The sequence below is a fragment of the Micromonospora sp. HM5-17 genome, assembly GCF_003762835.1.
Taxonomy (GTDB): Bacteria; Actinomycetota; Actinomycetes; order Mycobacteriales; family Micromonosporaceae; genus Plantactinospora.
Map to the genome: position 1 here is coordinate 76,676 of NZ_RJWA01000004.1, position 24,026 is coordinate 100,701.

18 protein-coding genes and 1 pseudogene are annotated in these 24,026 nt (G+C 73.6%); 12 read left to right on the forward strand and 7 right to left on the reverse strand.

Features of this window, described 5'->3' with window-relative positions; all coding sequences use genetic code 11:
- Nucleotides 1-94: 94 nt before the first annotated feature.
- From msrA to EF879_RS13880, 3 genes are all read right to left on the reverse strand, one after another.
- Nucleotides 95-757: a peptide-methionine (S)-S-oxide reductase MsrA gene (gene msrA, locus EF879_RS13870; protein WP_123558628.1), complete on the reverse strand. Its 663-nt coding sequence runs from the start codon at nucleotides 755-757 to the stop codon at nucleotides 95-97.
- Nucleotides 758-1,000: 243 nt separating this feature from the next.
- Nucleotides 1,001-2,239 carry an endonuclease/exonuclease/phosphatase family protein gene (locus EF879_RS13875; RefSeq protein ID WP_158624169.1) on the reverse strand — a complete coding sequence of 413 codons (1,239 nt, stop codon included), beginning with the start codon at nucleotides 2,237-2,239 and terminating at the stop codon, nucleotides 1,001-1,003.
- 223 nt (nucleotides 2,240-2,462) lie between these two features.
- A complete protein-coding gene (locus tag EF879_RS13880) occupies nucleotides 2,463-2,876 on the reverse strand; it encodes an HIT family protein (RefSeq protein WP_123558632.1) in 414 nt (137 codons plus the stop codon).
- Between the two features lie 24 nt (nucleotides 2,877-2,900).
- On the opposite strand from EF879_RS13880, the gene EF879_RS13885 reads away from it, so the two are divergent.
- The 4 genes from EF879_RS13885 to ilvA all read left to right on the forward strand — a co-directional run bounded on the left by EF879_RS13885 (nucleotide 2,901) and on the right by ilvA (nucleotide 7,848).
- Nucleotides 2,901-4,043 carry a cystathionine gamma-synthase gene (locus EF879_RS13885; RefSeq protein ID WP_123558635.1) on the forward strand — a complete coding sequence of 381 codons (1,143 nt, stop codon included), beginning with the start codon at nucleotides 2,901-2,903 and terminating at the stop codon, nucleotides 4,041-4,043.
- A gap of 124 nt (nucleotides 4,044-4,167) precedes the next feature.
- Nucleotides 4,168-5,568: an amidase gene (locus EF879_RS13890; RefSeq protein WP_123558637.1), complete on the forward strand. Its 1,401-nt coding sequence runs from the start codon at nucleotides 4,168-4,170 to the stop codon at nucleotides 5,566-5,568.
- Nucleotides 5,569-5,771: 203 nt separating this feature from the next.
- Nucleotides 5,772-6,611, forward strand: a complete 840-nt coding sequence (locus tag EF879_RS13895; protein ID WP_158624170.1) for a DUF4328 domain-containing protein — start codon at nucleotides 5,772-5,774, stop codon at nucleotides 6,609-6,611.
- Between the two features lie 16 nt (nucleotides 6,612-6,627).
- Complete coding sequence (gene ilvA / locus EF879_RS13900) at nucleotides 6,628-7,848, forward strand: threonine ammonia-lyase (protein ID WP_123558641.1); 1,221 nt, start codon at nucleotides 6,628-6,630, stop codon at nucleotides 7,846-7,848.
- A 91-nt stretch (nucleotides 7,849-7,939) separates the two neighbouring features.
- Here the strand turns inward: ilvA and greA are convergent, their stop codons facing one another.
- Complete coding sequence (greA, locus tag EF879_RS13905; protein ID WP_123558643.1) at nucleotides 7,940-8,437, reverse strand: transcription elongation factor GreA; 498 nt, start codon at nucleotides 8,435-8,437, stop codon at nucleotides 7,940-7,942.
- A 274-nt stretch (nucleotides 8,438-8,711) separates the two neighbouring features.
- A complete protein-coding gene (locus EF879_RS13910; protein ID WP_233604451.1) occupies nucleotides 8,712-9,146 on the reverse strand; it encodes a DUF4307 domain-containing protein in 435 nt (144 codons plus the stop codon).
- Nucleotides 9,147-9,378: 232 nt separating this feature from the next.
- Here EF879_RS13910 and mca point away from each other — a divergent pair, with 232 nt between their 5' ends.
- The 4 genes from mca to EF879_RS28820 all read left to right on the forward strand — a co-directional run bounded on the left by mca (nucleotide 9,379) and on the right by EF879_RS28820 (nucleotide 13,946).
- Nucleotides 9,379-10,260, forward strand: coding sequence for a mycothiol conjugate amidase Mca (gene mca, locus EF879_RS13915; RefSeq protein ID WP_123558647.1), 882 nt, complete (start codon nucleotides 9,379-9,381; stop codon nucleotides 10,258-10,260).
- A gap of 52 nt (nucleotides 10,261-10,312) precedes the next feature.
- On the forward strand, nucleotides 10,313-10,615 hold the full coding sequence (locus EF879_RS13920) for a hypothetical protein (protein WP_123558649.1): 303 nt from the start codon (nucleotides 10,313-10,315) through the stop codon (nucleotides 10,613-10,615).
- 182 nt (nucleotides 10,616-10,797) lie between these two features.
- Nucleotides 10,798-13,503, forward strand: coding sequence for an EAL domain-containing protein (locus EF879_RS13925; protein ID WP_370375497.1), 2,706 nt, complete (start codon nucleotides 10,798-10,800; stop codon nucleotides 13,501-13,503).
- Nucleotides 13,504-13,571: 68 nt separating this feature from the next.
- Nucleotides 13,572-13,946, forward strand: coding sequence for a DUF4265 domain-containing protein (locus tag EF879_RS28820; protein ID WP_158624171.1), 375 nt, complete (start codon nucleotides 13,572-13,574; stop codon nucleotides 13,944-13,946).
- Between the two features lie 48 nt (nucleotides 13,947-13,994).
- Here the strand turns inward: EF879_RS28820 and EF879_RS13935 are convergent.
- Nucleotides 13,995-14,354 (reverse strand): annotated as a pseudogene (locus EF879_RS13935) (winged helix-turn-helix transcriptional regulator); the annotation flags it as partial.
- 128 nt (nucleotides 14,355-14,482) lie between these two features.
- On the opposite strand from EF879_RS13935, the gene EF879_RS13940 reads away from it, so the two are divergent.
- The 4 genes from EF879_RS13940 (at nucleotide 14,483) to purE (ending at nucleotide 18,896) form a co-directional block, all read left to right on the forward strand.
- Nucleotides 14,483-15,097, forward strand: a complete 615-nt coding sequence (locus tag EF879_RS13940) for a lactate utilization protein (RefSeq protein WP_199736412.1) — start codon at nucleotides 14,483-14,485, stop codon at nucleotides 15,095-15,097.
- A 107-nt stretch (nucleotides 15,098-15,204) separates the two neighbouring features.
- Nucleotides 15,205-17,205 carry a thioredoxin domain-containing protein gene (locus tag EF879_RS13945; protein ID WP_123558655.1) on the forward strand — a complete coding sequence of 667 codons (2,001 nt, stop codon included), beginning with the start codon at nucleotides 15,205-15,207 and terminating at the stop codon, nucleotides 17,203-17,205.
- Nucleotides 17,206-17,217: 12 nt separating this feature from the next.
- Nucleotides 17,218-18,393, forward strand: a complete 1,176-nt coding sequence (locus EF879_RS13950) for a 5-(carboxyamino)imidazole ribonucleotide synthase (protein WP_123558657.1) — start codon at nucleotides 17,218-17,220, stop codon at nucleotides 18,391-18,393.
- A 29-nt stretch (nucleotides 18,394-18,422) separates the two neighbouring features.
- Complete coding sequence (gene purE, locus EF879_RS13955) at nucleotides 18,423-18,896, forward strand: 5-(carboxyamino)imidazole ribonucleotide mutase (protein WP_123559197.1); 474 nt, start codon at nucleotides 18,423-18,425, stop codon at nucleotides 18,894-18,896.
- 73 nt (nucleotides 18,897-18,969) lie between these two features.
- On the opposite strand, the gene EF879_RS13960 is transcribed toward purE, so the two are convergent.
- Nucleotides 18,970-24,006, reverse strand: coding sequence for a zinc ribbon domain-containing protein (locus EF879_RS13960; RefSeq protein ID WP_123558659.1), 5,037 nt, complete (start codon nucleotides 24,004-24,006; stop codon nucleotides 18,970-18,972).
- Nucleotides 24,007-24,026: the final 20 nt, after the last annotated feature.

Genomic DNA, 24,026 nt, shown 5'->3' on the forward strand with positions numbered 1-24,026 from the left:
CGGGAGGCCCCGGCGGAGCCGGGCCGCACGGAGGTTTGCGGGACCCCGCCCCCCGGACACCCTGCCGGCGGGCCGGCAGCCGGTGCCGGCCCGACTACGCGGACGTCCGGGCGACGCCGACCGGGCAGGTCATCCCGTTCGGGCCGTGGTTGCAGTAGCCGTACGGGTTCTTCGTCGGGGCCAGGTACTGCTGGTGGTAGTCCTCGGCGTAGTAGAACTCGCCGAGCCGGCCGATCTCCGTGGTGATCTCGCCGTACCCGGCCTTGGCGACGATCGGGGCGAAGGCCTCCCGGGACGCGCGGGCCGCTGCCAACTGCTCGTCCGTGGTCGCGTAGATCGTCGAGCGGTACTGCGTGCCCACGTCGTTGCCCTGCCGCATCCCCTGGGTCGGGTCGTGGTTCTCCCAGAAGACCTTGAGCAGGTCCTCGTAGTCGATCTTCGTCGGGTCGTAGACCACCTGCACGACCTCGGCGTGACCGGTCAGACCCGAGCAGACCTCCTCGTACGTCGGGTTCGGGGTGTATCCGCCCGCGTAGCCCACCGAGGTCGAGATCACCCCGGGCAGGGTCCAGAACAGCCGCTCGGCGCCCCAGAAACAACCCATGCCGAAGACGGCCACCTGCGCACCCGCGGGCCACGGACCCTTCAGCGGGGTGCCGAGCACCTCGTGGCGGTCGGAGACCGGCATCGCGATCAGCCGGCCGGGCAGGGCCTGCTCGGGGGTGGGCAGTTCGGCCTTCATACGCCGTAGGAACACGGTCGAACTCCTCTCGTACCTCTGCCCGGTGTAACGCGGCGCCGACCCCGTTCCTTACCCGGCGGCCGGCCTCGAACCCGCCGCCCCGCGATCCCGTAGCCATGACACTCCGGGCGCCCCGGCGAACTCCCCGGGTGCCGTGGCCCGGCCGGGTGATGCGCGCGCCCGCCGGGGATCCCGGCTCGGGCGGTCCGTCCGAATCCGGCCCATTCGGGACGTGCCGTCAGGACGGGCGCCGGGTGGTCAGGGCGTGTAGATGTGCTCGATGGTGGCGACCTGTCCACCCCTGATCACGAGGTGACTGAGCAGTCCGGGAAGATCACCGGCGGAGCGTTCGGCCGCTACCGCCGCCGCCCTCGTCAGCGGCACCGTACACGGCTCCTGGGCGCAGGTGACGCCCGGGGTGAAGTAGAGCCTCGCCGTCGCGTCCGGGGCGAGCGGGAGGACCAGGTCCTCCCGCCCCCGGTTGCGGACGTAGTAGTCGTGGCACCACTCGGTGACCGGGTCGACCCCGTCCTCCGCACAGGCTCGGGCGATCGCCTCCGCACCCGTGAACACCTGCGCCGGGTCGAACGTCAGGGTCCCCGCCTCGGGGTCGACCCGGCGCACGTACCCGCTGATCCGGCCGTCCGCGACGATCGGCAACTCGCCCGCCGGACCGGTCCGCTCCAGGTGGAACTCGCCCCAGAGCATCCGGTGGTCCGAGCACGCCCTGCCGGCGCAGTCTCCGTCGGTGTCCTCCGCGTTGGCGCTCGCCCGCGGCGCGAAGTGGTCGTGGTCGGCGAAGAGGTAGTCGAACTTGGCGTCGGGCTGCTGGGAACGGGCCAGCGTTCCCTCGCCACCCCGGGCCAGGGTGCGGCAGTCGGGATCCGCGCACATGTCGGCCTCGTACAGGAAACCGGATCCGGTGTCCGGCTCCAGGCCGCTCGGCACCCGGTCGCTGTAGAGCAGATCCATCTCCCGGTCGGTCGGCACGGCGTTGAAGTCGCCACCGAGGATCAGCGGCCCGGGCAGCGCCGCGTGCCAGGCGGCGAACGCCCTGCCGACCCCGGGTGCCTCCTCGGCCGAGGTGTGCACGACACACGCCTTGAGGCCCGGCTGGCCGCTCCAGCGTACGCAGCCGGTGCCGAACCGCGCGCCGGTGTCCGGCGGCACCATCGGCACCGCGGGTCCGACCGTCAGGATCGCCTTGCCGTAGCCCCGGTGCCCCTGGTCGGCCGCGGCGGTCCGCGGCGCCGGGCAGTTCCGCTGCGCCCCGTCGTCCGCCACCGTGGCCACCGTCATCGGATGACGTTCGCCGAGCAGGTGGGCCAGCTCGTCCACCTGCGTGCCGCAGATCTCCTGCAGGAGCACGATGTGCGGGCGTTCGGCGGCGATCCGCTCGGCCAGGACGTCCACGAACCGCCACCGGTCGCCGTCGACGTGGGCGGCGCCCTCGGCGTCGCGGAGCAGCCCCCGGGCGTTGTAGGTCAGCACCTTCACCGTGCCCACCGATGCGGGCGGCTCCGGCGGCTCGGCCCCGTCGCACCCGGTCGGTGCCAGGACAGCAGATGTGACCAGTAGCGCGCCCAGTATCCGACTAGTTGACCGATTCATGCCCTACCTCCCCCGTCTCGGCACACGACCCTAGTGGCGGTGGGCAAGGGGAGGCCGGCGACGGGTGTCCGCGTGCTCACCGCTGGGCGGGCGCGCCCGGGCGGGCCGGTCATCCGAGCGCGGCGGCGATCCGGTCGGCGTACGACCGGGCCTCCTCGTCCGAGGCGTACCGGGTGCGGGGCCAGAAGAAGCCCCGCAGGCCGTCGCCCCTGGTCCGGGGTACCACGTGGGTGTGCAGGTGCGGGACGGACTGGGAGACCCGGTTGTTGACCGCCACGAAGGTCCCGCCCGCGCCGAGCCCGGCCGGCACGGCCACGGCGAGCCGCTGGACCAGGGCGGCGTATCCCGGCAGGTCGGCGGCGGGCAGATCGCCCAGGGTCTCGACGTGGTCCCGGGGCACCACCAGCACGTGCCCCTTGAACACCGGCCGGGTGTCGAGGAACGCCACCCCGGCCGGAGTGTCGACCACCCGGAACGCCGGCACCGAACCCGCCACGATGCCGCAGAAGACGCAGGCCGCCATCAGGGAAAGACTAGCCTCACAGAAATGAGTCACGGCTTCGAGACACTTGCCATCCACGCCGGCCAGGAGCCGGAGGCCCGGACCGGCGCGGTGGTGCCACCGATATTCCAGACCAGCACGTACGCGCAGAACGCCGTCGGCGACCCACGGCTCGGCTACGAGTACAGCCGCTCGGGTAACCCGACCCGGGACGCGCTCCAGGAGTGCCTCGCCGCGCTGGAGGGTGGGCAGGTCGGGCTGACCTTCGCCAGCGGCCTGGCCGCCGAGGACGCGGTCCTGCGGACGGTCTGCCGGCCGGGCGACCACGTGGTGATCCCGGACGACGCGTACGGCGGGACGTACCGGCTCTTCGCCCGCGTGGCACAGCGCTGGGGGGTCTCCTGGACTCCGGCCCGGATCTCCGACCTCGACGCCGTCCGGGCAGCGCTCCGCCCCGGCCAGACGAAGATCATCTGGGCGGAGACCCCGACCAACCCGCTGCTCGGCATCGCCGACCTCGCCGGGCTGGCCACGCTCGCCCACGACGTGGACGCGCTGCTCGTGGTCGACAACACCTTCGCCTCGCCGTACCTCCAACAGCCGATCGCGCACGGCGCGGACATCGTCGTTCACTCCACCACCAAGTACGTCGGCGGTCATTCCGACGTGGTCGGTGGCGCCCTGGTCACCGCCAGCACCGCGCTCGGCGAGGAACTCCGCTACCACCAGAACGCGATGGGGGCGGTCAACGGGCCGTTCGACGCCTGGCTCACCCTGCGCGGGGTCAAGACCCTCGGCGTCCGGATGGACCGGCACTGCGACAACGCCGAGCGGATCGCGGAGTACCTCAGCAAACACCCGGCGGTCGCCCAGGTCCTCTACCCGGGGTTGCCGGACCATCCGGGGCATGAGATCGCCGCCAAGCAGATGCGGCGGTTCGGCGGCATGATCTCGTTCCGGGCCGCCGGGGGCGAGGAGCACGCGGTACAGATCTGCAACCGGGCGAAACTCTTCGTCCTCGCCGAGTCACTCGGCGGCGTCGAGTCGCTGATCGAGCACCCGGCCCGGATGACGCACGCAAGTGCTGCCGGCTCGGCGCTTGAAGTTCCCGCCGATCTCGTGCGACTGTCTGTCGGCATCGAGACCGCCGACGACCTACTCGCGGACCTGGAGCAGGCGCTCGGCTGACCGCCGCCGGAGCCGTACGGTCCCGGGGCGGACCGCGTGGGATGGCGCGGTTCGGCCCGGCCGTAGGGCAGGGTGGGAGCTGGCCCGCCCGCTCGGGCGGCGCTGCGGAGAAGCCGATGGGGAGGTGGCCGTGCAGGAGATGATGCCGACCTGGGTTGGCGCGACCGCGAAGCAGATCGCCCGAGCGGTCCGTCGGGGTGACACCTCCGCCACCCAGGTGGTGGCGGATCACCTCGAGCACGTCGCGCGGGCAGATCGCGACGTCGCCGCGTTCCGGGCGGTGCGTGGCGGCGAGGCGATCGTCGAGGCGGAGAAGGTCGACGAGCAGGACGATCTGGCGAACCTGCCGCTGGCCGGTGTGCCGGTGGCGATCAAGGAGAACACCGCGGTGGCCGGGTTGCCGACCTGGAACGGGTCGGAAGCCGTGCGTACCCCGGTCGCCGAGACCGACCACGAGGTGGTCCGGCGGTTACGCGGGGCCGGTGCGATCATCCTCGGGGCGACCCGGATGCCCGAGCTCGGACTCTTCGCCACCACCGACGACGGGACGGCGGTGACCCGCAACCCGTGGCGGCCGGACCGCACCCCGGGCGGCTCGTCCGGCGGAGCCGCCGCCGCGGTCGCCTCCGGCATGGTGCCGATCGCCCAGGGCAACGACGGCCTCGGCTCGGTCCGGATCCCGGCCGCCTGCTGCGGCCTGGTCGGGCTCAAGCCCGGTCGGGGTGTGGTGCCGTGCCAGCTTCCTGCCGACGACTGGTTCGGCCTCGCCGAACACGGCATCCTCGCCACCACCGTGGCCGACGCCGCCGTGGGGTTCGCGGTCCTGGCCGGCCGGCGCCCGGAGAAGCTGGTCCCACCGGAGCGGCTGCGGGTCGCCGTCTCGCTCCGGTCGCCGGTCGCCGGCGTCCGCCCCGATCCGCCGAACCGGGACGCGGTGGCGGCCGGCGCCCGGCTGCTGGCGGCGGCGGGCCACGACACGGTCAGCGTGGATCCGGTCTATTCGACCTCGCTCGGGATCCGGGGGATCGCCACCTGGCTCGCCTGCGCCACCCGCGCCGTCGAGGAGGCCGGCGTCGACCGGAGCGGGTTGCAGCGGCGCAGCCGTCGCCACGTGGCGCTGGGCGCCTGGGCGCAACGGCGTGGCCTGGTCCGGGAACAGGACCGGGTTGCCTGGCGGGAACGCTCGATCGCCTTCTTCGCCGACCACTCGGTGGACCTGCTGCTCACCCCGGCTCTGGCCAGCGTCCCGCCCCCGGCGGTCGCCTGGTCGCGCCGGTCCTGGCAGGCGAACCTGCTGGCCTGCATCCGGTACGCCCCGTACGCGGCACCGTGGAACGTCGCCGGTCTGCCGGCGCTGGTGGTGCCGGTCGGGCTCCGTCCGGACGGACTGCCGGTCGGAGTCCAGCTCGTCGGTCCGCCCGGATCGGAGCTGCTGCTGCTCGGGGTCGCCGGCCAGTTCGAGCTGGCCGCGCCGTGGCAGCGGCACGCGCCGGGCTTTCCCCGGGTGCCGACCCGGACGAGCTGAGCGGGCGGAGCCGGCGTCCCGAGCATTCCGCCCGCCGCTCGGGACGCCGGCCCGGCGTCCGTGCCGTCGGGCCGGCGGGCCGCCCGGCTGTCGACGCGTCCCGTTCGGGGCAGGCCGGCCGAGGCGTTCGCGGCGGGTGGCTGTCGGTTCGTCCGTCCACTATGGTGGTCGCCCTCATCGAGGCCCAGGAGATACGGGGAACCATGCGTTGCCACACCTGTGACACCGAGATTCCGACCGGCAGATCCGACTGCCCCACCTGCTACACGCCGGCCGGTCAGCCGGCGGTGCTGCCCGACGTCCGTACCTATTCGGTGCGTGGTCTCGGCCTGGCCGCCGGCGGTGCCGTCGCGGTGGCGCTGCTGGCCGACGCGGCGCTGCTGCTGCTGTGGCCGCTGGCCGGCGCCCGACTGATCCGGTCCACGCAGTCCAGCGTCGACGGCGACCCGATCGAGGCCCTGGCCGTGGAGAGCCGGCTGGACGCGGTGGAGGGCCTGCTGAGCCTCGTGCAGCTCGGCACCCGGCTGGCGGCGATCGCGCTGGTCATCGTCTGGTTCTACCGGGCCCGGGCGAACCTCGACGCGTTCGCCGGCTCGGTGCCCGAACTGCGTACCGGCTGGGCGATCGGGGGTTGGTTCGTGCCGTTCGCCAACCTCGTCATCCCGTTCAGGGTGATGGCCGACATCGCCCGGGCCAGCCTGTTCCGGAACAGCACCCCGCGGCTCGTCTGGGTCTGGTGGCTGCCGTTCCTCGTCTACTACTGGGGCGGCCAGGCCGTCTACCGGTACGACCTGTGGCAGTACGACGAGCTGCCGTTGCTGTTGACCGCCAAGGACTTCGCCACCTGGGTCGAGTACTACGAGCAGGCGCTGGTCCGGAACCTGCCGATCCTGGCCGCCGGGGTGCTGGCGGCGGTGGTGTTCATCCTGCTCGTCGTCCGGGTCTCCCGGGCGCAGCACGCCCGGATGGCGCGGGGCACCCAGACCGGGCCTGTGATGCCCGGCATGGCGATGCCGGCGACGTGGCCCGCCCCCCAGGAGTGATGCGACGATCGGGGGCATGACGGAGCTGGTCGGACTCGCCGAGGTCACCGCGGCGCGGGAACTGCTTGCCGACGTCGTCCGGACCACTCCGCTGGAGCCGTCCCGGCCGCTGACGGCCGCGCTCGGCGGGCCGGTCTGGCTCAAGGGCGAGCACGTGCAGCGGGCCGGGTCGTACAAGGTCCGCGGGGCGTACGTCCGGATCGCCCGGCTCTCCGCGGCCGAGCGGGAGCGGGGTGTGGTGGCCGCGAGCGCCGGCAACCACGCCCAGGGGGTGGCGCTCGCGGCCGGGTTGCTCGGCGCCGCCGCCACGGTCTTCATGCCGACCGGCGCGCCACTCCCGAAGGTCGCGGCCACCAAGGGGTACGGCGCCCGGGTCGAACTGGTCGGTGCCACCGTCGACGAGTCGCTGGAGGCGGCGCAGGAGTTCGCCGAGCGGACCGGGGCGGTCTTCATCCACCCGTTCGACCACCCCGACGTGATCGCCGGGCAGGGCACCGTGGCGCTGGAGATCCTGGAGCAGTGCCCCGAGGTCCGCACCATCGTCGCCGGGGTCGGGGGCGGTGGGCTCATCTCCGGAATCGCGGTGGCCGCGAAGGCGCTGCGCCCGGAGGTCCGGGTGATCGGGGTCCAGGCGGCCGGGGCGGCGGCGTTCCCACCCTCGCTCGCCGCCGGCGCTCCGGTGCGGCTGCCGACGTACGCGACGATCGCCGACGGCATCGCGGTCGGTCGGCCCGGCGAACTCACCTTCGCGCACGTGAGCAAACTGGTCGACGATGTCGTCACCGTCTCGGACGAGGAGATCTCCCGTGCGCTGCTGATGCTGCTGGAGCGCGGCAAGCAGGTGGTGGAGCCGGCCGGTGCCGCCGCCGTCGCCGCGCTGATGGCCGGTACGGTGCCGGTCGAGCCGCCGGTGGTGGCGGTGCTCTCCGGCGGCAACATCGACCCGCTGCTGATGCTGCGGCTCATCGAGCACGGGCTGGCGTCGGCCGGGCGGTTCCTTCGGATCACCGTGCGCTGTGCCGACCGGCCCGGGCAGCTGGCCTCGCTGCTCGGCCTGATCGCCGAGCACCGGGGCAACGTGGTCGACGTCGTGCACCAGCGGCACAACCCGCACCTGCGGCTCGGCGAGGTGGAGGTGGCGCTCTCGGTGGAGACCCGGGGCGCGGAGCACTCCGACCGACTGATCGGCGCTCTTCGCGGCAGCGGCTATCAGGTCGACGTCGCCCCGCCGGGCTGAGGCGCCCTGACCGGGCCTGGGTGGCCACAACGACAGCGCCCAGCCGGCCGAAGCCGGCTGAGCGCTCACGTCTGTTCGCCGAGGTGGGAGATCAGCCGCTGTACGGCTCGAAACGGACCACCGTGACCTTGATCTCGGCACCGCTGGGCGCGGTGTAGGTCACGGTCTGGCCGGGCCGGGCACCGAGGATGGACTTGCCGAGGGCGGACTCCGGGCTGTAGACGGTCAAGTCCGTGGTGGCGGCGATCTCCCGGGAACCGAGCAGGAAGGTCTCCGTGTCGTCGGTGTCGTCGTCGAAGTGGATCGTGACGACGCAGCCGGGCGCGACCACGTCCGCGGCGGGCGCCTCGCCGACCTTGGCCGTGCGGAGCAGCTCCTGGAGCTGCCGGATCCGGGCCTCCTGCTTGCCCTGTTCCTCTCGGGCGGCGTGGTAGCCGCCGTTCTCCCTGAGGTCCCCCTCTTCACGCCGGGCGTTGATCTCTGCGGCGATGACCGGCCGAGCGGCGATCAGCTCGTTGAGCTCCGCCTGCAGCCGGTCGTAGGCCTCCTGGGACAGCCAGGTGGCCGCCTCGCGGTCGGTCGTGGACACAGATGATCTCCTCGGGTACTCGTAGGCGGACAGGGACGAATTACCAAGTTACCAGTGGACTACGCACCGGACGGCACGTCATTTTTCGCCGTCCGTGATCCCGGGCGGGGTGCGGCGACGGCGGGACGCACTTCCCGGCGTACCTCGGAAGCCGGCGATGCCGGTCCGGTTTGGCCATTGTCGTAGTAGTCTGTGTGGTTTGGTGCTCGGCCCGCTCAGCCCGGCCGCTCGGTCAGCCGCGGGCCTGGTCAGTGCGCGAGGCAGCCCGGCCCGGTCAGTTCGCCGGACGGCAGCGGAGCACCTCGCCGAGGATCGGGCGGGCGGTGGTGGCGAGCCGGTGTCGGACCGTCACGTGCCGCTGCCCCGGCCCGGCGACCACCCGGACCTCCTCGTGGCCGACCTCGACGCCGTCCTTCGAGCGGGCGCGGAGCAGACAGACCGCGGCCCCGCCCTCGGGCACGGTGACCTGGAAGTCGATCACCACCTGCGAATCGGTGATCTCGGTGTAGGTGATCACCTGGGCGTCGTAGCTCGGGTCGCCGTACTGCCGGTAGAGCCGGAACGAGACGACCACCATCACCGCGATCAGCACGGCCGCCAGCAGCGCCGGAATCCAGGGGCGTCGCCGTCGGGCCGCGCGTCGGCGGCCGTACCGCCCGGGTGGGAAGACCGGGGCGGCAGGTGCGGATGTGGTGGGCGTCTCGGGCACCGGTGGCGATCTCCTACGGGCGATGGCGGCGGCGTCGGCAACAATGGGTAGGTCCATCTTCTCAGCCGACGGCCCGGTGGGTCGGGCCAGGCCGGGGCCGGACGGCTCGGGCCGCAGCCCCGGTCGGCGCCGGGCGGGGCACGCCCGGCAGGTCAGGGAGAGCGACAGACGACGGAGACGGCGGTCCGGCGCGGGGCCGGACCCGGTCAGGTACGACGAGGGAGCACCGGAGTTGGCAGAGCAGCTACGGCTGATGGCCGTGCACGCCCATCCCGACGACGAGTCAAGCAAGGGCGCGGCCACCATGGCCAAGTACGTCGCCGAGGGCGTACAGGTTCTCGTCGTCACCTGCACCGGAGGTGAACGGGGCAGCGTCCTGAACCCGAAGATGGACCGGCCGGAGGTCTGGGCCAACATCGCCGAGATCCGCCGGGCCGAGATGGACGCGGCCCGGGCCATCCTCGGTGTCGACCAGGCCTGGCTGGGTTTCGTCGACTCGGGGCTGCCGGAGGGGGACCCGCTTCCGCCGCTGCCCGAGGGGTGCTTCGCGTTGCAGGACGTCGAGGTCGCCGCCGAGCCGCTCGTCCGGCTGATGCGGGAGTTTCGGCCGCACGTGGTGACCACGTACGACGAGGAGGGCGGCTACCCCCACCCCGACCACATCATGTGCCACAAGATCAGCGTGGCCGCCTTCGACGCGGCGGGTGACGCCACGCGCTACCCGGAGGCCGGGCCGCCGTGGCAGCCGCTGAAGCTCTACTACGACATCGGCTTCTCCAAGTCCAAGATCACGGCGCTGCACGAGGCGGTTCTCGCCACCGGCAAGGAGTCGCCGTACGCGGAGTGGCTGCAGCGCTGGGAGGACCGGCCGGACAAGGGGCCGCGGATCACCACCCGGATCGAGTGCGCGCAGTACTTCCCGGTTCGGGACGACGCGCTGCGCGCGCACGCGACCCAGATCGACCCGGACGGCTTCTTCTTCCAGGTGCCGATGGAGGTGCAGCAGCGCGCCTGGCCGACGGAGGACTTCGAGCTGGCCCGTTCGCTGGTGGAGAGTCCGCTGCCCGAATCGGACCTCTTCGCCGGTATCCGCGGCACCGCCCATGCCCGCTGAGGCGGATTAGGCGTACCGTGGGGGTCACGTCCCGCATCGGAGGATTCCAGTCATGCTGACCGCTGCACAGGTGCTCGCGGCGAACAACTTCGGGGACACCCGGGCCGGTGGGCTGGCCGGCCCGATGGGTCTCTTCCTGATCGTCCTCCTGGCTATCGCCACGGTCCTGCTGATCCGTAACATGAATGCCCGACTCCGCCGACTGCCCGATCGCTTCCCCCACCAGGGCGCCGGCGAGCCGGACGGGGTGGCCCCGATGGCTTCCGCTGCCGGCGAAACGGCCGGCGTGGAGGAATCTCGTGGAAACGCTCCCAAAGGCTCTGACCAGGGCAGGAAGAGCCAGATCGCGCCATGATTCACGCTAATCCGACGCGGCGCCCCCTGTTGCGCTCAATCGGATTGGCTTAGCCTTCCGCCGGGGGACCAAAAGTCCCCGCACCGTGCGCGGAAGGGGGCGCCGATGATCATCCGACCCGACGCCCGGCGTACCGTGTCGGCCGGTGTCGCACGGCGGCGTACGGCGAACGGCGGCGATCCGTGACCAGCGCCCGGCGTACCGGTCGTCTCCTCACCTCGCTCGGTATCGCCCTGGCACCCCGCCCGGTGCTCGTCCTCACTCTCGGCCTTCTGGCCGTCGCACTGGTCGTCGCGCTCGCCGGCCTCGCGGTTCCCGCGACACTGCCGCCGGACGACCCCTTCTCCCCGCTGGCCCGGTTCGGCACCGCCGTCGGCGTGCTGGCGGTCGCCCAGCTCTTCCGGCTGCGCTTCCGGGTCGGCACCGGGCTGGTCAACGTCTCCTGGGGCGAGGCGGCCCTCGTCGTCGGCCTCTACCTCGTGCCACCCGGCTGGATGCCGGCCGCCGCCCTGCTCGGCGTCGGCCTGGCCTGGGCGCTCCTGGCGGTCTTCGCCGATCGTCGTTCCGGCCTCGAGGTCCTGCACACCACCGGCGCGCTGACCGTCGCCGTCGCCGTCGGCACCCTCGTCACCACCCGACTGGCGACTCCGTTCGCCGCGGCCCCGACGCTCCCGCTGGTCGCCGCCCTGGTCACCGGCGCGCTGGCGTACCTGCTGGTCGCCACCGGGATCGCCGGCGTCACCCTCGCGCTGCGACCGGCCTGCCGGGCGGGCCCGATCCTGCTTCACGCCCTGCGTGGCAAGCTGCTGATGTTCGTCGGCAACGTCCTGGTCGGACTCGGCGTGGTGGCGGTCGTCGAGTCCGACCCGCGCTGGTTGCTCCTGCTGCCCCCGGTGCTCTGGCTGCTCCAGCAGACGTACAGCCACCGGATCCGCGCCGACGACGAGCGCCGGACGTGGCGGGCGCTCGCCGAGGCCACCGGGGCGCTCAATCAGCTTGACGCACACGCGGTGGCGACGGCCGGGGTGAGCGGTCCCCTCAGCTTCCTCGGCGCCGAACGGGTCGAACTCGACGTACGCCGCGCCGACGGGCAGTGGCGTCGCTATGCCGGGGAGCCCGGACAGCCGGTGGTCCATCGCGACCTGTCCGAAGCGGAACGGGTCGGCCGAGGCTCGCGGACCGGCGCCCGGGCCCGCCGGACCGCCGGGGCGTCCGGCCGGGGCGGCCCGCCGTTCGACGCCACCGGCGGCTACGCCGACGGGGACATCGCGGCCGACCAGCTCCCGATCGGGGAGAGCGCGGTCGGCGACCCTGGGTCGCCGGCGGCACGGTCCGATCACGACCTGACCCGATCGCTGGCGGTCGGCGGGGCGGAGGTCGGCGAGCTGCGGGTCCGGCTACCCCGCGCGACGCTGCCGAGCCAGCGGGAGCAGGACGCCCTGTCGGCGTTCGGTGACGCGTTGGCAGCCGCGCTACACGACGCGGCGACCCACCAGGAACTGCAGGAGGTGACCGCCCGGTCATCGTACGAGGCGGTGCACGACAGCCTGACGAACCTCGTCAACCGGGCGGCGCTGCTCAGCCGGGGCGACCACGCCCTGCACCAGCTCGCCCACGACCACCCGGTGGCGTTGCTGCTGCTCGACATCGACCAGTTCAAGGAGGTGAACGACACCCTCGGGCACGCGGCCGGCGACGAGCTGCTGCGGGTGACCGCGCAGCGGCTGATGGCGATGACCCGCCCCGGCGAACTGCTCGGCCGCCTCGGTGGCGACGAGTTCGCGCTCCTCATCCCGTCTCCCACGGTGCTCGGCGGGTCGGCCGGCGAGCGCTCGCCGATGCCGCAGGTCCTGCGCCGGGCACGGGAGATCGTCGAACGGCTCGCCGCCCCGTTGGAGGTCGCCGGGGTGCGGATGTCGGTCGAGGTCTCGGTCGGGGTGGTGGTCGCCGGCGCCGGTACGGCGGACATGACGGAGCTGCTGCGCCGGGCCGACATCGCGATGTACCAGGCGAAGCAGGGCGGCGGGAGCGTGGCGCCGTACGACAGTGCCCGGGACGCGTCCAGCACCGACAAGCTCGCCCTCCTCGCCGAGCTGCGGGAGGCGCTCGGCGTGGACGACCAGCTCGTCCTGGCGCTGCAACCCGCCGTCGACCTCGCCACCGGCGCGCCGACCGGGGTGGAGGCGCTGATCCGGTGGCGACACCCCCGCCGGGGCCGGCTCAACCCGGCCGACTTCGTCCGGGCGATCGAGGAGAGCGAACTGCTCGGCGCCTTCACCCGGTACGTCGTCGACAAGGCGCTCGGGATCGCCGCCGACTGGGCGCGGCACGGTCTCGACGTACCGATCTCGATCAACCTGTCGGCACGCAGCCTGCTCGATCCCCGGCTGCCGGCCGAGGTGGCGGAGTCGCTGCGGCGGCACCAGGTGCCGCCGCACCGACTGGTGCTGGAGATCACCGAGACGGTGGTGATGAGCGAGCTGGAGGTCATCGACGAGGTGCTTGCCGCGCTGCGCCAGATGGGGGTGCAGATCGCGGTCGACGACTTCGGCACCGGCTTCTCCTCGCTGACCTTCCTCACCCGGGTCTCCGTGGACGAACTCAAGGTCGACCGGTCGTTCGTGATGAAGATGGCGGAGTCACCGGAGGCCGCGGCGATCGTCCGGACCACCGTGGACCTTGGCCGGGAACTGGGGCTGCGGGTGGTGGCCGAGGGAGTGGAGACCGCCGACCAGCGGGCCGCCCTGGCCGAGCTGGGCTGTACGGCGGCCCAGGGCTACCACTTCTTCCGGCCGATGCCCTCGGACAAGATCGTGGCGGTGCTCCGTTCGCTGTTCGACTCCGCCCATGCCCGGATCCTGCCCCTGCGCGCCGACGGCGCCTCCTGACGACCTGGTCCTCGGCGGTCGACGCACCGGGCCGGCTGATCGATCCCGGCCGGGAAGGTCGAGGTGCGGTGACGCGGGAGGTCTGGGCCGCGAGTTGGTTTTTTGATGGGATTGTGAGCCATGCGGGAAGCTCGACGATTCGAGTGATCCTTCGCGACAAGAGTCCAGAGACTCGTGAGCGTGTGCTCGCGATATCTGCCGACGCGGGGTGCACTTGGGAGTTCAGCACCCCCGACTTCCACTTTGCTGTGGACGTTCCGAAGTCGGTCAACTATGGATCACTTCGCGTCATCCTCCTTCAGCTGATCTCCGATGGTGCGATTGAGGTGGAGGAGGCGTTCATAGCCGAACATCATGGCCGGCAGATTGATTCGTGGCACCGAGCCTCTTCAACACCTGTCGCTCGCGTCGTCCGAGTCAATCGCGGTCGACGCGATGGATGACCCGGGCCCCGAGGGTTCGGCCAACTCGTACGCCCGCCGTGCCGCGGCCGCTTCGTCGTACGCGGCACGGGCTTCGTCGATCTCGTCCATATGCTCCAGGGCCCAGTTCATCAGGGTCCACGCGGTCTCCAGCAACGTCAGCCCGAGCGGGGTCAGTTCGTAGTCGACCCGTGGCGGCACAACCGGGTGCACCGTACGGCTGACCAGACCATCGCGTTCCAGCCCACGCAGTGTGGCGGTCAGCACCCGCTGGCTGATGCCGGGGATGGCGTTCTTCAACTCCGTGAAACGGCGGGAATGGTGCCCCAGCTCGCTGATCACGGTCAGCGACCACTTGTCACCGACCCGGTCCAGGACTTCCCGGATGCGGCAGGCGGCGGAGTCCCGGGCGGAAAGCGTCTTCGACATCCTGCTCGCGACCACGGTGACCTCCAGGTAACTGAGGCAGAAAAATGTGCCGTCTTCCGGACCCCCTCCATGGTTACCCAGAATCGATCTGTCTACCAGACAAGACCGATAGGAAAGAGGGGATTATCGTGACCCTTGACGAGTCTTTCGCCGTCCCGGCGGACTCCGCGCGGCTGGAGCGCGCGGCGCAGGCCCTGCGGAGCAACGGGTACCACGTCCACGTGGTGGACACCGGGGAAGAGGCCCGCAAGCTGGTGACCGACCTGGTGCCACGGGACCAGAGCGTCTTCACCGCGACCAGCGAGACGTTGCGGTTGAGCGGGATCGCCGCCGACCTGGACGAGTCCGGCGACTTCCGATCCGTACGCGCGAACGCCGGTGAACCGTCCGGCGACGCGTACGACCAGATCCGCCTCGGCGCCACCCCGGACGTCGTCGTCGGCAGCGTGCACGCGGTCACCGAGGAGGGGCAACTGGTCGTCGGTTCGGCCAGCGGCAGCCAGCTCGCGCCGTACGCGTCGGGTGCCCGGAGGGCGATCTGGGTGGTGGGTGCGCAGAAGGTGGTGCCGGACCTGGAGACGGGGCTACGGCGAATCCGCACCTACAGCCTTCCGAAGGAGCACCAGCGACTCCGGCGGCGGTACGGCCAGTCGTCGTTCCTCGGCCGAATCCTGATCCTGGAACGGGAAGCCTTCCCCGATCGGGGAACCGTGATCCTGGTCCGTGAGGCCATCGGTTTCTAGCGTCGGGCCGCGCCCCAGGGCCGCCAGTGTGCCGCGGCAGGGCCGCCGGTACGGGAAGCGCCGGCGCTGCCGAGCGGTTATGGCTGCCGAGCGGTTATGGTCGTCGGGTGAACCGACTGGCCGACGCGACCAGCCCGTACCTGCTCCAGCACAGGGACAACCCGGTCGACTGGTGGCCCTGGTCGGCCGAGGCGTTCGCCGAGGCGGCACGTCGGGACGTACCGGTGCTGATCTCGGTCGGTTACGCCGCCTGCCACTGGTGCCACGTGATGGCGCACGAGTCGTTCGAGGACGAGGACGTCGCCCGGCTGCTGAACGACAACTTCGTCTCGATCAAGGTGGACCGGGAGGAGCGGCCCGACATCGACGCGGTCTACATGACCGCCACCCAGGCGATGACCGGGCAGGGCGGCTGGCCGATGACCGTCTTCGCCACCCCGGACGGCACCCCGTTCTTCTGCGGCACGTACTTCCCGAAACCCCACTTTCTCCAGCTCCTCCAGTCGGTGACCGCGGCCTGGACCGGTCGGCGGGCCGAGGTGCTGCGCCAGGGGGCCGCCGTGGTGGAGGCGATCGGCGGAGCCCAGGCCGTCGGCGGGTCGAGCAGCCCGCTCACCGTCGAGCTGCTGGACGCCGCCGCCGACCAGCTCGCCCGGGAGTACGACGAGGTCAACGGTGGCTTCGGCGGCGCGCCGAAGTTTCCGCCGCAGATGAACCTGCTCTTCCTGCTCCGCCACCACCAGCGCACCGGCTCGGCCCGCGACCTGGAGATCGTCCGGCACACCTGCGAGGCGATGGCCCGGGGCGGCATCTACGACCAGATCGCCGGCGGGTTCGCCCGCTACTCGGTGGACGGGCACTGGACGGTGCCGCACTTCGAGAAGATGCTCTACGACAACGCCCAACTGCTGCGGGTCTACACCCAGCTCTGGCGGCTGACCGGGGACGAGATGGCCGGCCGGATCGCCGCCGAGACGGCCGCGTTCCTCCTGGAGGACCTCGGCACCCCCGACGGCGGCCTGGCCTCGGCGCTGGACGCCGACGCCGAGGGGGTGGAGGGCGCCACGTACGTCTGGACCCCGGAGCAGCTTGTCGGGGCGCTCGGCCCGGACGACGGCGCGTGGGCCGCCGACCTGTTCGCGGTGACCGAGGCCGGCAACTTCGAACGTGGTACCAGCGTGCTACGGCTGGCCCGGGACATCGACGGCGCCGACCCGGAGCTGCGGGAACGCTGGCGGCGGGTCCGGGCCCGGCTCCGGGCGGTGCGCGACCGGCGGCCCCAGCCGGCCCGGGACGACAAGATCGTGGCGGCCTGGAACGGCCTGGCGGTCACGGCGCTGGTCGAGTACGCGACCCTCACCGCCGATCCGGTCACCACCGCCGCCGCGGTCGGCATCGCCGAGGTGCTGGCCGACCGGCACATCGTCGACGGGCGGCTGCGTCGGGTCTCCCGGGACGGCCGGGTCGGGACGCCGGCCGGGGTGCTGGAGGACTACGGCGCGGTGGCGGAGGCGTTCTGCGCCGTGCACCAGCTGACCGGGCAGGGGCGCTGGCTGCGGCTGGCCGGGGAGCTGCTCGACACCGCGCTGGAACGGTTCGCCACCGGCCAGGGCGGCTTCTACGACACCGCCGACGACGCCGAGCGCCTGGTTGCCCGGCCGGCGGACCCGACCGACAACGCCACCCCGTCCGGGTTGTCGTCGGTGTCGGCGGCACTGGTGACGTACGCCGCGCTGACCGGGCAGACCCGCTACCGGGAGGCCGCCGAGACCGCGCTCGGCACCCTGGCCCCGATCATCGCCCGGCACGCCCGGTTCACCGGCTACGCCGCCGTCGTCGGAGAGGCGCTGCTCGCCGGCCCGTACGAGATCGCGGTGGTCACCGCCGAGCCGGCCGGGGATCCGCTGCTCGCGGTCGCCCACCGGCACGCCCCGCCCGGGGCGGTGGTGGTGGCCGGCCGGCCCGACCAGCCCGGGGTGCCGCTGCTGGCCAACCGGCCGATGCGGGACGGCCAGTCGACCGCGTACGTCTGCCGGGGATTCGTCTGCGACCGCCCGGTCACCCGCCCGGAGGACCTGCTGTCGCAGCTCCGACCCGGCAACGGCTAGGCTGGCGCCGCTATGGATCCCCGTACCGGTCTCCCCGTCGTCGGCATGGTGGGGGCGGGTCAGCTCGCCCGGATGACCCACCAGGCCGCGATCTCCCTCGGCCAGTCGCTCCGCGTCCTGGCGCTCGACGCCGCCGACAGCGCCGCGCTGGTCGCCTCCGACGTCCGGATCGGCCACCACGCCGACCTGGCCGCGCTGCGGGAGTTCGCCGACGGCTGCGACGTGGTCACCTTCGACCACGAGCACGTGCCGAACGAGCACGTCCGGGCGTTGGCCGAGGCCGGGGTGACGATCTATCCCCCGGCCGACGCGCTGCGGTACGCCCAGGACAAGCGGGCGATGCGGGAGCGGCTGACCGAGCTGGGCGTCCCGGTGCCGCGCTGGCGGCCGGTGGCCAACCCGGCCGAGCTGGTCGAGTTCGCCGAGCAGACGGGGTGGCCGGTGATCCTGAAGGCGGCCCGGGGCGGCTACGACGGGCGCGGGGTGTGGCGGGTCGACGGCCCGGTCGAGGCCGCCGGCCTGGTCGACCGGCTGCTTGCCGCGCACACCGAGCTGATCGTCGAGGAGCGGGTACCACTGCGCCGGGAACTCGCCGTCCAGGTGGCGCGCTCGCCGTTCGGGCAGGTGGCGGCGTACCCGGTGGTGGAGACCGTGCAGCGCGAGGGGATCTGTGTGGAGGTGCTGGCCCCGGCGCCGCGGCTGCCGGAGGCGCTGGCGCTCCGGGCCCAGCAGCTCGGGATCGACCTGGCCGCCGCGCTCGGCGTGGTCGGCCTGCTGTCGGTGGAGCTGTTCGAGGTGACCGGCTCCGACGGCGAGCCGACGCTGGTGGTGAACGAGCTGGCGATGCGGCCGCACAACTCCGGGCACTGGACGATCGAGGGGGCCCGGACCTCGCAGTTCGAGCAGCACCTGCGGGCGGTCCTGGACTACCCGATGGGGGACACGACGCTGACCGCCCCGGTGGTGGTGATGGCGAACGTACTCGGCGGCCCCGAGGGCGGGATGTCGATCGACGAGCGGCTGCACCACCTCTTCGCCGACGATCCCGGGGCCAGGGTCCACCTCTACGGGAAGCAGTCCCGGCCCGGTCGGAAGATCGGCCACGTCACCGTGCTCGGCGACGATCTGGAGAAGGTACGCGAGCGGGCCGCCCGGGCGGCTCGGTGGTTGCGGGAGGGACACGCGTGACCGAGTCGGCGCCCCCGGTCGGGCTGATCATGGGCAGTGACTCGGACTGGGCCACCATGCGGGCCGCGGCCGAGGCGCTCGACGAGTTCGAGGTCGGGTACGAGGTGCGGGTCATCTCGGCGCACCGCACCCCGGTGACGATGATCGAGTACGCGCGCGCCGCCGCCGGCCGGGGCATCCGGGTGATCATCGCCGGCGCCGGCGGCGCCGCGGCCCTCCCCGGCATGGTCGCCTCGGCGACCCCGCTACCGGTGATCGGCGTTCCGGTCCCGCTGAAGCACCTGGACGGGATGGACTCGCTCCTCTCGATCGTGCAGATGCCGGCCGGCATTCCGGTCGCCACCGTGGCGATCGGCGGTGCCCGCAACGCCGGCCTGCTCGCGGTCCGCATTCTGGCCGCCTCCGACCCGCGGCTGCGGGAGCGGATGGTGGCGTTCCAGGCCGACCTGGAGGAGCTGGTCGAGCGGAAGGACGCCGCGCTGCGCGCCACCCTCGGGGGGTAGCCGCGGGGCGGGCCGGTACGCCGGCTGGCGTGCGTCCGCGCGGCGGCCGGGCCCGCGGCCGGTGGTGCTCCGGTCAGCGCATGCCGCGGACGGCCCGGAGCCGTTCCTGGGTCCGCCGCCGGTTCTCGTTGCTGGCCCCGAACGCCAACAGCAGGACCCCGACCGGGATCAGCACCAGCCACGGCCCGAAGCTGAACAGCACGCGCAGCGTGGCGAGGGCGGTCACCACCGCCCCGATGATCACCGGTGCCTGCTGGCGCCGGTACGAGCCGAAGATCAACGTCGCCACCCCACCGAGCAGCAGGAGCACCTGCCGCAGCGCGCTGTCGTCCCCGGTCAGCAGGATCGCCAGGGTGGGCAGGAACGCCGCCACCAGCGCCGGGCCGTACGCGTACCAGCTGCTCAGCTCGGCGCGGTGCCGCAGCTCCAGCAGCCCCACCAGGAGCGCGAGCAGCGCGAACGGCAGGGTGTACGCCTCCGGCAGCGCGACGTCGGCCAGCGCCATCAGCAGCCACCAGGCGACGATCTCGCAGCCCACCGCCGCCCAGAAGAGGGTGCGGCGTTCCGCCGTGCTCCGGTAGGGCCGGGTGGCGGCTATCCCGAGCACCGCCCCCCAGCCGGCGAGCAGCGCGGCGATGTGCCGGGGCGAGTCGTACGCCAGCGCGGCGGCGATGAGCGCGGCCGCGTACCCGCTCCACTCCACCGTGGTCGCCTCGCGCAGCGCCTCGAGGTGGCGGAGCCGGGGCAGTGTCGACGAGACCAGCAGCAGGACCGCGCCGACCGCGAGTACCCCGAACGCGGACCACGCCGGGGCAAGCCCGAGAACCAGCCCGACGGTGAAGACGAAGACCTGCGCCATCACCGAGGCGAAGAGCCAGCCCAGGATGCGGGCGTACTGGGTGCGCCCGCCGAGTGCCGCGACCGCGCCGACCCCGACCGCGGCGCCGAGGGTGAAGAGCGTGAGTTCCCGGGTGGCGAGGGCGCCGGCCAGCCCGGCTCCGCCCGCGACGAGACCGATCACGAAGACCAGGACGCGGGTCAGCCGCAGTGACCGGGCCAGCTCGGCGTCGGGCGGCGGCGGGGTCAGGGCGAGCCCGAGCATCGCCAGGGTGAAGACCCCGAGCGCGGCCAGCGTGCTGTTCGGCCAGCCCAGGCCGAGCGAGATCGGGGTGATGAGCAGGGTGATCGCCGCCCCGGGCAGCACCACCGGCACCGCCCGAGCCGTCCGCCCGCCGCTGAGGCCGGTCGCGGCCAGCCCGGCCGCGATGGTCAGCAGCAACGCCGCCAGGACGTTGCCGCCGTTCCCCGCACCGCTCTGCGGGCCGGCCAGTGCGGCGGGTGGCCCGGCCCAGATCCGCTCCAGCGTCTGGTACGGCTCGACCAGTGCCTCGGTCAGCGGCGGGGCGAGCGCGGCCACGGCCAGCACGGTCGGTACGACGGCGGCGAGCATCGCCCCGACGGCGGGGCTGACCGCCCAGCGACCGCCCGGCTGCGGCTCGGGGAGTCGACGCGGCCCGCCGAACATCACCGACCAGCGCCGGATCGGCTCCCGCAGCGGGGACGGGGCCGGGGTGACCGCCCGGACCAGTGCGGCGAGGACCCCGAGCAGGACGGCCGCGGCGGCGTAGACGCCCCACTGCAGGTGGGTGAGGAGCGCGGCGAGTGCCGCCGAGGTGGCGCCCCCGGCGATCCCCACCGAGGCGTACGGCAGGTACTGCGGGACCTGGCGGCGGACCAGAGCCACCACCGCGACGCCGAGGCTCGCCCCGGCGAGGGTGGCGAGGACGACCGTCTCGGCCGGCCGGCCGAGCGCGGCGCAGAGTGAGGCGAGCGATCCGGCGAACGCGAGGAGCCCTCCGCCGGCGGCGAGCCCACCAACTTGGGCGGTCTGTGCCGGCATCGTCAGCGGCCCGCTGTCGTCGGCCGGCCCGGCGAGTCGCCCGACCACCCGGGCGAGGGTGGCGACGACGAACCCGATCAGCGCGATCATCCCGAGCGCGGCCGCCGTGGTCCAGGGCCGGACCAGGCTCGCGCCCGCCGCGTGCAGGGCGACGACGCCGGCGACCGCGGCCCGGGCCAGACCGGCTCGCGGATCGGCGGCGACGACGGCGCTCACGCCGTATCCGGTGGCGACCGCGCCGCCGACCACGATCGGCGACCACCAGGGCAGGCCGAGCGCCGCCGGAGCGCTGATGGTGGCGAGCCCGACGCAGGCGGCGGCCACGTCGTACGCCCAGGGGCGCGGCAGCGCGATCGCGGCGGCGCCGGCCAGCAGCACCAGGGCGAGCGGCGCCTGCCAGCCGCTGCCCTCCACGGACCAGCTCGCGAGGTCGGCCGCCCAGAGCCGGCCGGGGGTGGCGAGCGCCTGGAGCCCACCGGGGACCGCGGTGTATCCGGCGATCAGCGCGACGACCCCGCCGCAGCAGGCCATGCCGAGAACGGGGCCACGCCGCCACTCGGCGGGCATCGCCCGGATGCCGGCGGCCACCACGAGGATGACGAAGGCGGCGGCGGCGAGTTCGGCGCCGTCGGCGAGGATCCCGGCGATCCGGGCCAGGGTCCCGACCAGGGCGGCGGTGGCCGCCGCGGCGGCGATGTCGGAGCCGTCGAGCAGCCGGTCGGCGCGTCGTCCGGTGTCGATCGCCGGGGCGAGCACCAGCAGAACCGCGCCGACCAACAGCAGCGTCCCCACCGCGGCGTCGGCGAGGGTCGCCCCGGGCGCGGCGAACGCCGCCGCGGTGACCGCGAGCGCGCCCAGCCCGGTGCCGACGGCGAGCGGCATGCTGATCAGCCGCTGCGACACCTGGGTGATCGCCGCGTAGCAGAGCACGGCGCAGACCGCGAGGAAGCTGGCGGCCAGCACCGGCTCGGTGGCCTCGCGGGCCGAGGCGGGGGTCGGGGTCGGATCCGTCGGGACGGTGGCGGCGACGAACGCGGCGACCGCACCGGGGAAGGCGAACGCGACGCCGCCCGCCCCCCAGTCGCCGACCAGTCCGGCCCACCGGCCCAGGGGCGCGGTCCGGAAGGTTGGGGCGACCGCCACCACCACCCCGGCGATGGACAGGGCGAGGAGTACCGCGGCGGTGAGGCCGGGACGGGTCACCGCCATCGCGGCCCCGGCCAGGCCGATCACGGTTGCGGTGACGGCGTGGGTGAGCGCGGCCCGCCGGGTGTTGGCGGTCAGCCCGGCCAGCCCGACGCCGATCGCGACCAGCACCGGTGGCCACGGTGCCGCCACCCAACCCACGCCGAACGAGGCCGGGGCCGCCAGCGCGGTCAGGGCGGCGCCGACGACGGCGAACTCGCGGCGTACCTCGGGCGGAGAGGCGAGGACGGCTGCGACGGTGAGCAGGAGCGCGCTCGTGGCGAGCTGCCAGGTCGTCGCGCTGACCCCGGCATCCAGCGTGGCCGGGTACCGGGCGAGGTCTGCCTCCCAGACCGGCAGGGCGGCCCGGATCGGGGCGAGTGCGGCGCGCAGGGCGCCGCCCGCCACGACCGCCCCGATGATCACCAGGGCGGCGGCCGAGGCGAGCTGCGGTCCGCGCCGGGCCTCCTCCGGCACCGCGCGTACCCCGACACCGGTCGTGGCGATGACGACGGCGATCACGACCAGGGCCTGGCCGGGCAGGGCGACGGCGGCGATCCGGCCGGCGGCGCCGATCACGGCCAGGGTCAGCACGGCGGCGGCGACCTCCGGCAGCGGCGGTCGGCGCAGGGTCAGCGCGCCGACCAGCCCGGTGACCGCGGCCAGCAGCAGCGTGACGCCGGCACGGATCGCGGCCGGCACGGTGTCGGCGGTCACCAGGGCGCTGACCGAGAAGACGGTGGCCACCGCGAAGGCCAGGCCGTGGAGCGTCCAGGTCAACTCCCGTACCCAGGGGGTGGGGCGGGTGCCGAATCCTCGGCCCCGGATCCACCACCCCGGCCGCTCGGGCTCCAGGTCGGGCTGGAGGACGGCGTCGTCCTCCTCCGCGTACGTCTCGGGCCGCTCCGGGCCGCGCCCGGGCCGTCGGAGTGGGTTAGCGCCCTGGCCGGTGTCGGGGTCGAGGCTCGGGTCGCCGGCGCCGTCGCGCGGTCCGGCCCCGGCTGGGCGGGTGGGTTGCCGGGGCACCACCCCGGGCACGGTGCCGAGGCGGAGCCGGGCGGCCGTACCGGTCAACCGCCCGTCGTCGGTGAAGAGCTGGCTGAGGTAGAGGTTGCCGAGGGCGACCACGATCAGCACCACCGCCCACCCGACCGGCCCGGCGACCCAGTCGTAGGCGGCCAGCGGGAGGATCGGCTGGACGGCGAGGACCGCCGCGTACCGGGGCGCGGTCAGCTCGGTCGCCCGGGCGTACGCCCCGGCGACGACGGCGGTGAGCAGGAACGTCAGCCCCGCGAAGAGCGAGCCGGGGAGGCCGCTGCCGCCGAGCTGGTCGACCGCCCAGAGCGCGTACCCGACGAGGGGCACGAGGAGCAGGCCGACGGCGGCGACGGTCTCGGCCGTGGCGGTGAGATTGCGTCGGGCGATCCGGGGCGGGGCGGCCAGCGTCACCGCGGTCGCCAGCAGCAGGATCGCGACCCGGCTGAGGTCGTCCAGCGAGCTGATCGCCACGGCGGCGAAGACCACCGCCGCGACGCCGAGCACCAGCGCGCCGAGGCTGAGCAGGATGTTCTGGACCTCGCGCGTCGACGCCTCGGGCCGGGCCGCCGGACCCGGGTCCCAGGTCGGCTCCGCCCCGGCCGGGGGTGGCGGTGGGGGCGGGGGAACGGTGCGGTCGTGGTCGCCGCCGGTCGGCTGCCTCGGCACCCGGGGCGGCGCGGTGCCGGGAGCGGCGGTCGGCGGTCGCCGGTCCGGCCGGCGGCGCAGTACCCGGCGTGGCTTGGTGGTCTGCTTGCGTCGCTGGGCGGCGTGGGTCAGGATGTCGCGCTGGAAGAGGGCCGCCTGCATCTGGGAGGCGATCGTTTTCTGTTCGTTGGCGATCGCCGCCTCGCGGATCTTCATCTCCGCGATCGCCCGTTCGAGCCGGGCCAGCTCCTCCGCCCACCGGTCCTGATCGGCCCCGCAGTACGGGCACTCGGGCGCCGCCTCGAACTTTCGGCCACACGAGGAGCACTGGTACGTACTCACGGCACCCCCTCCCGCCGGCC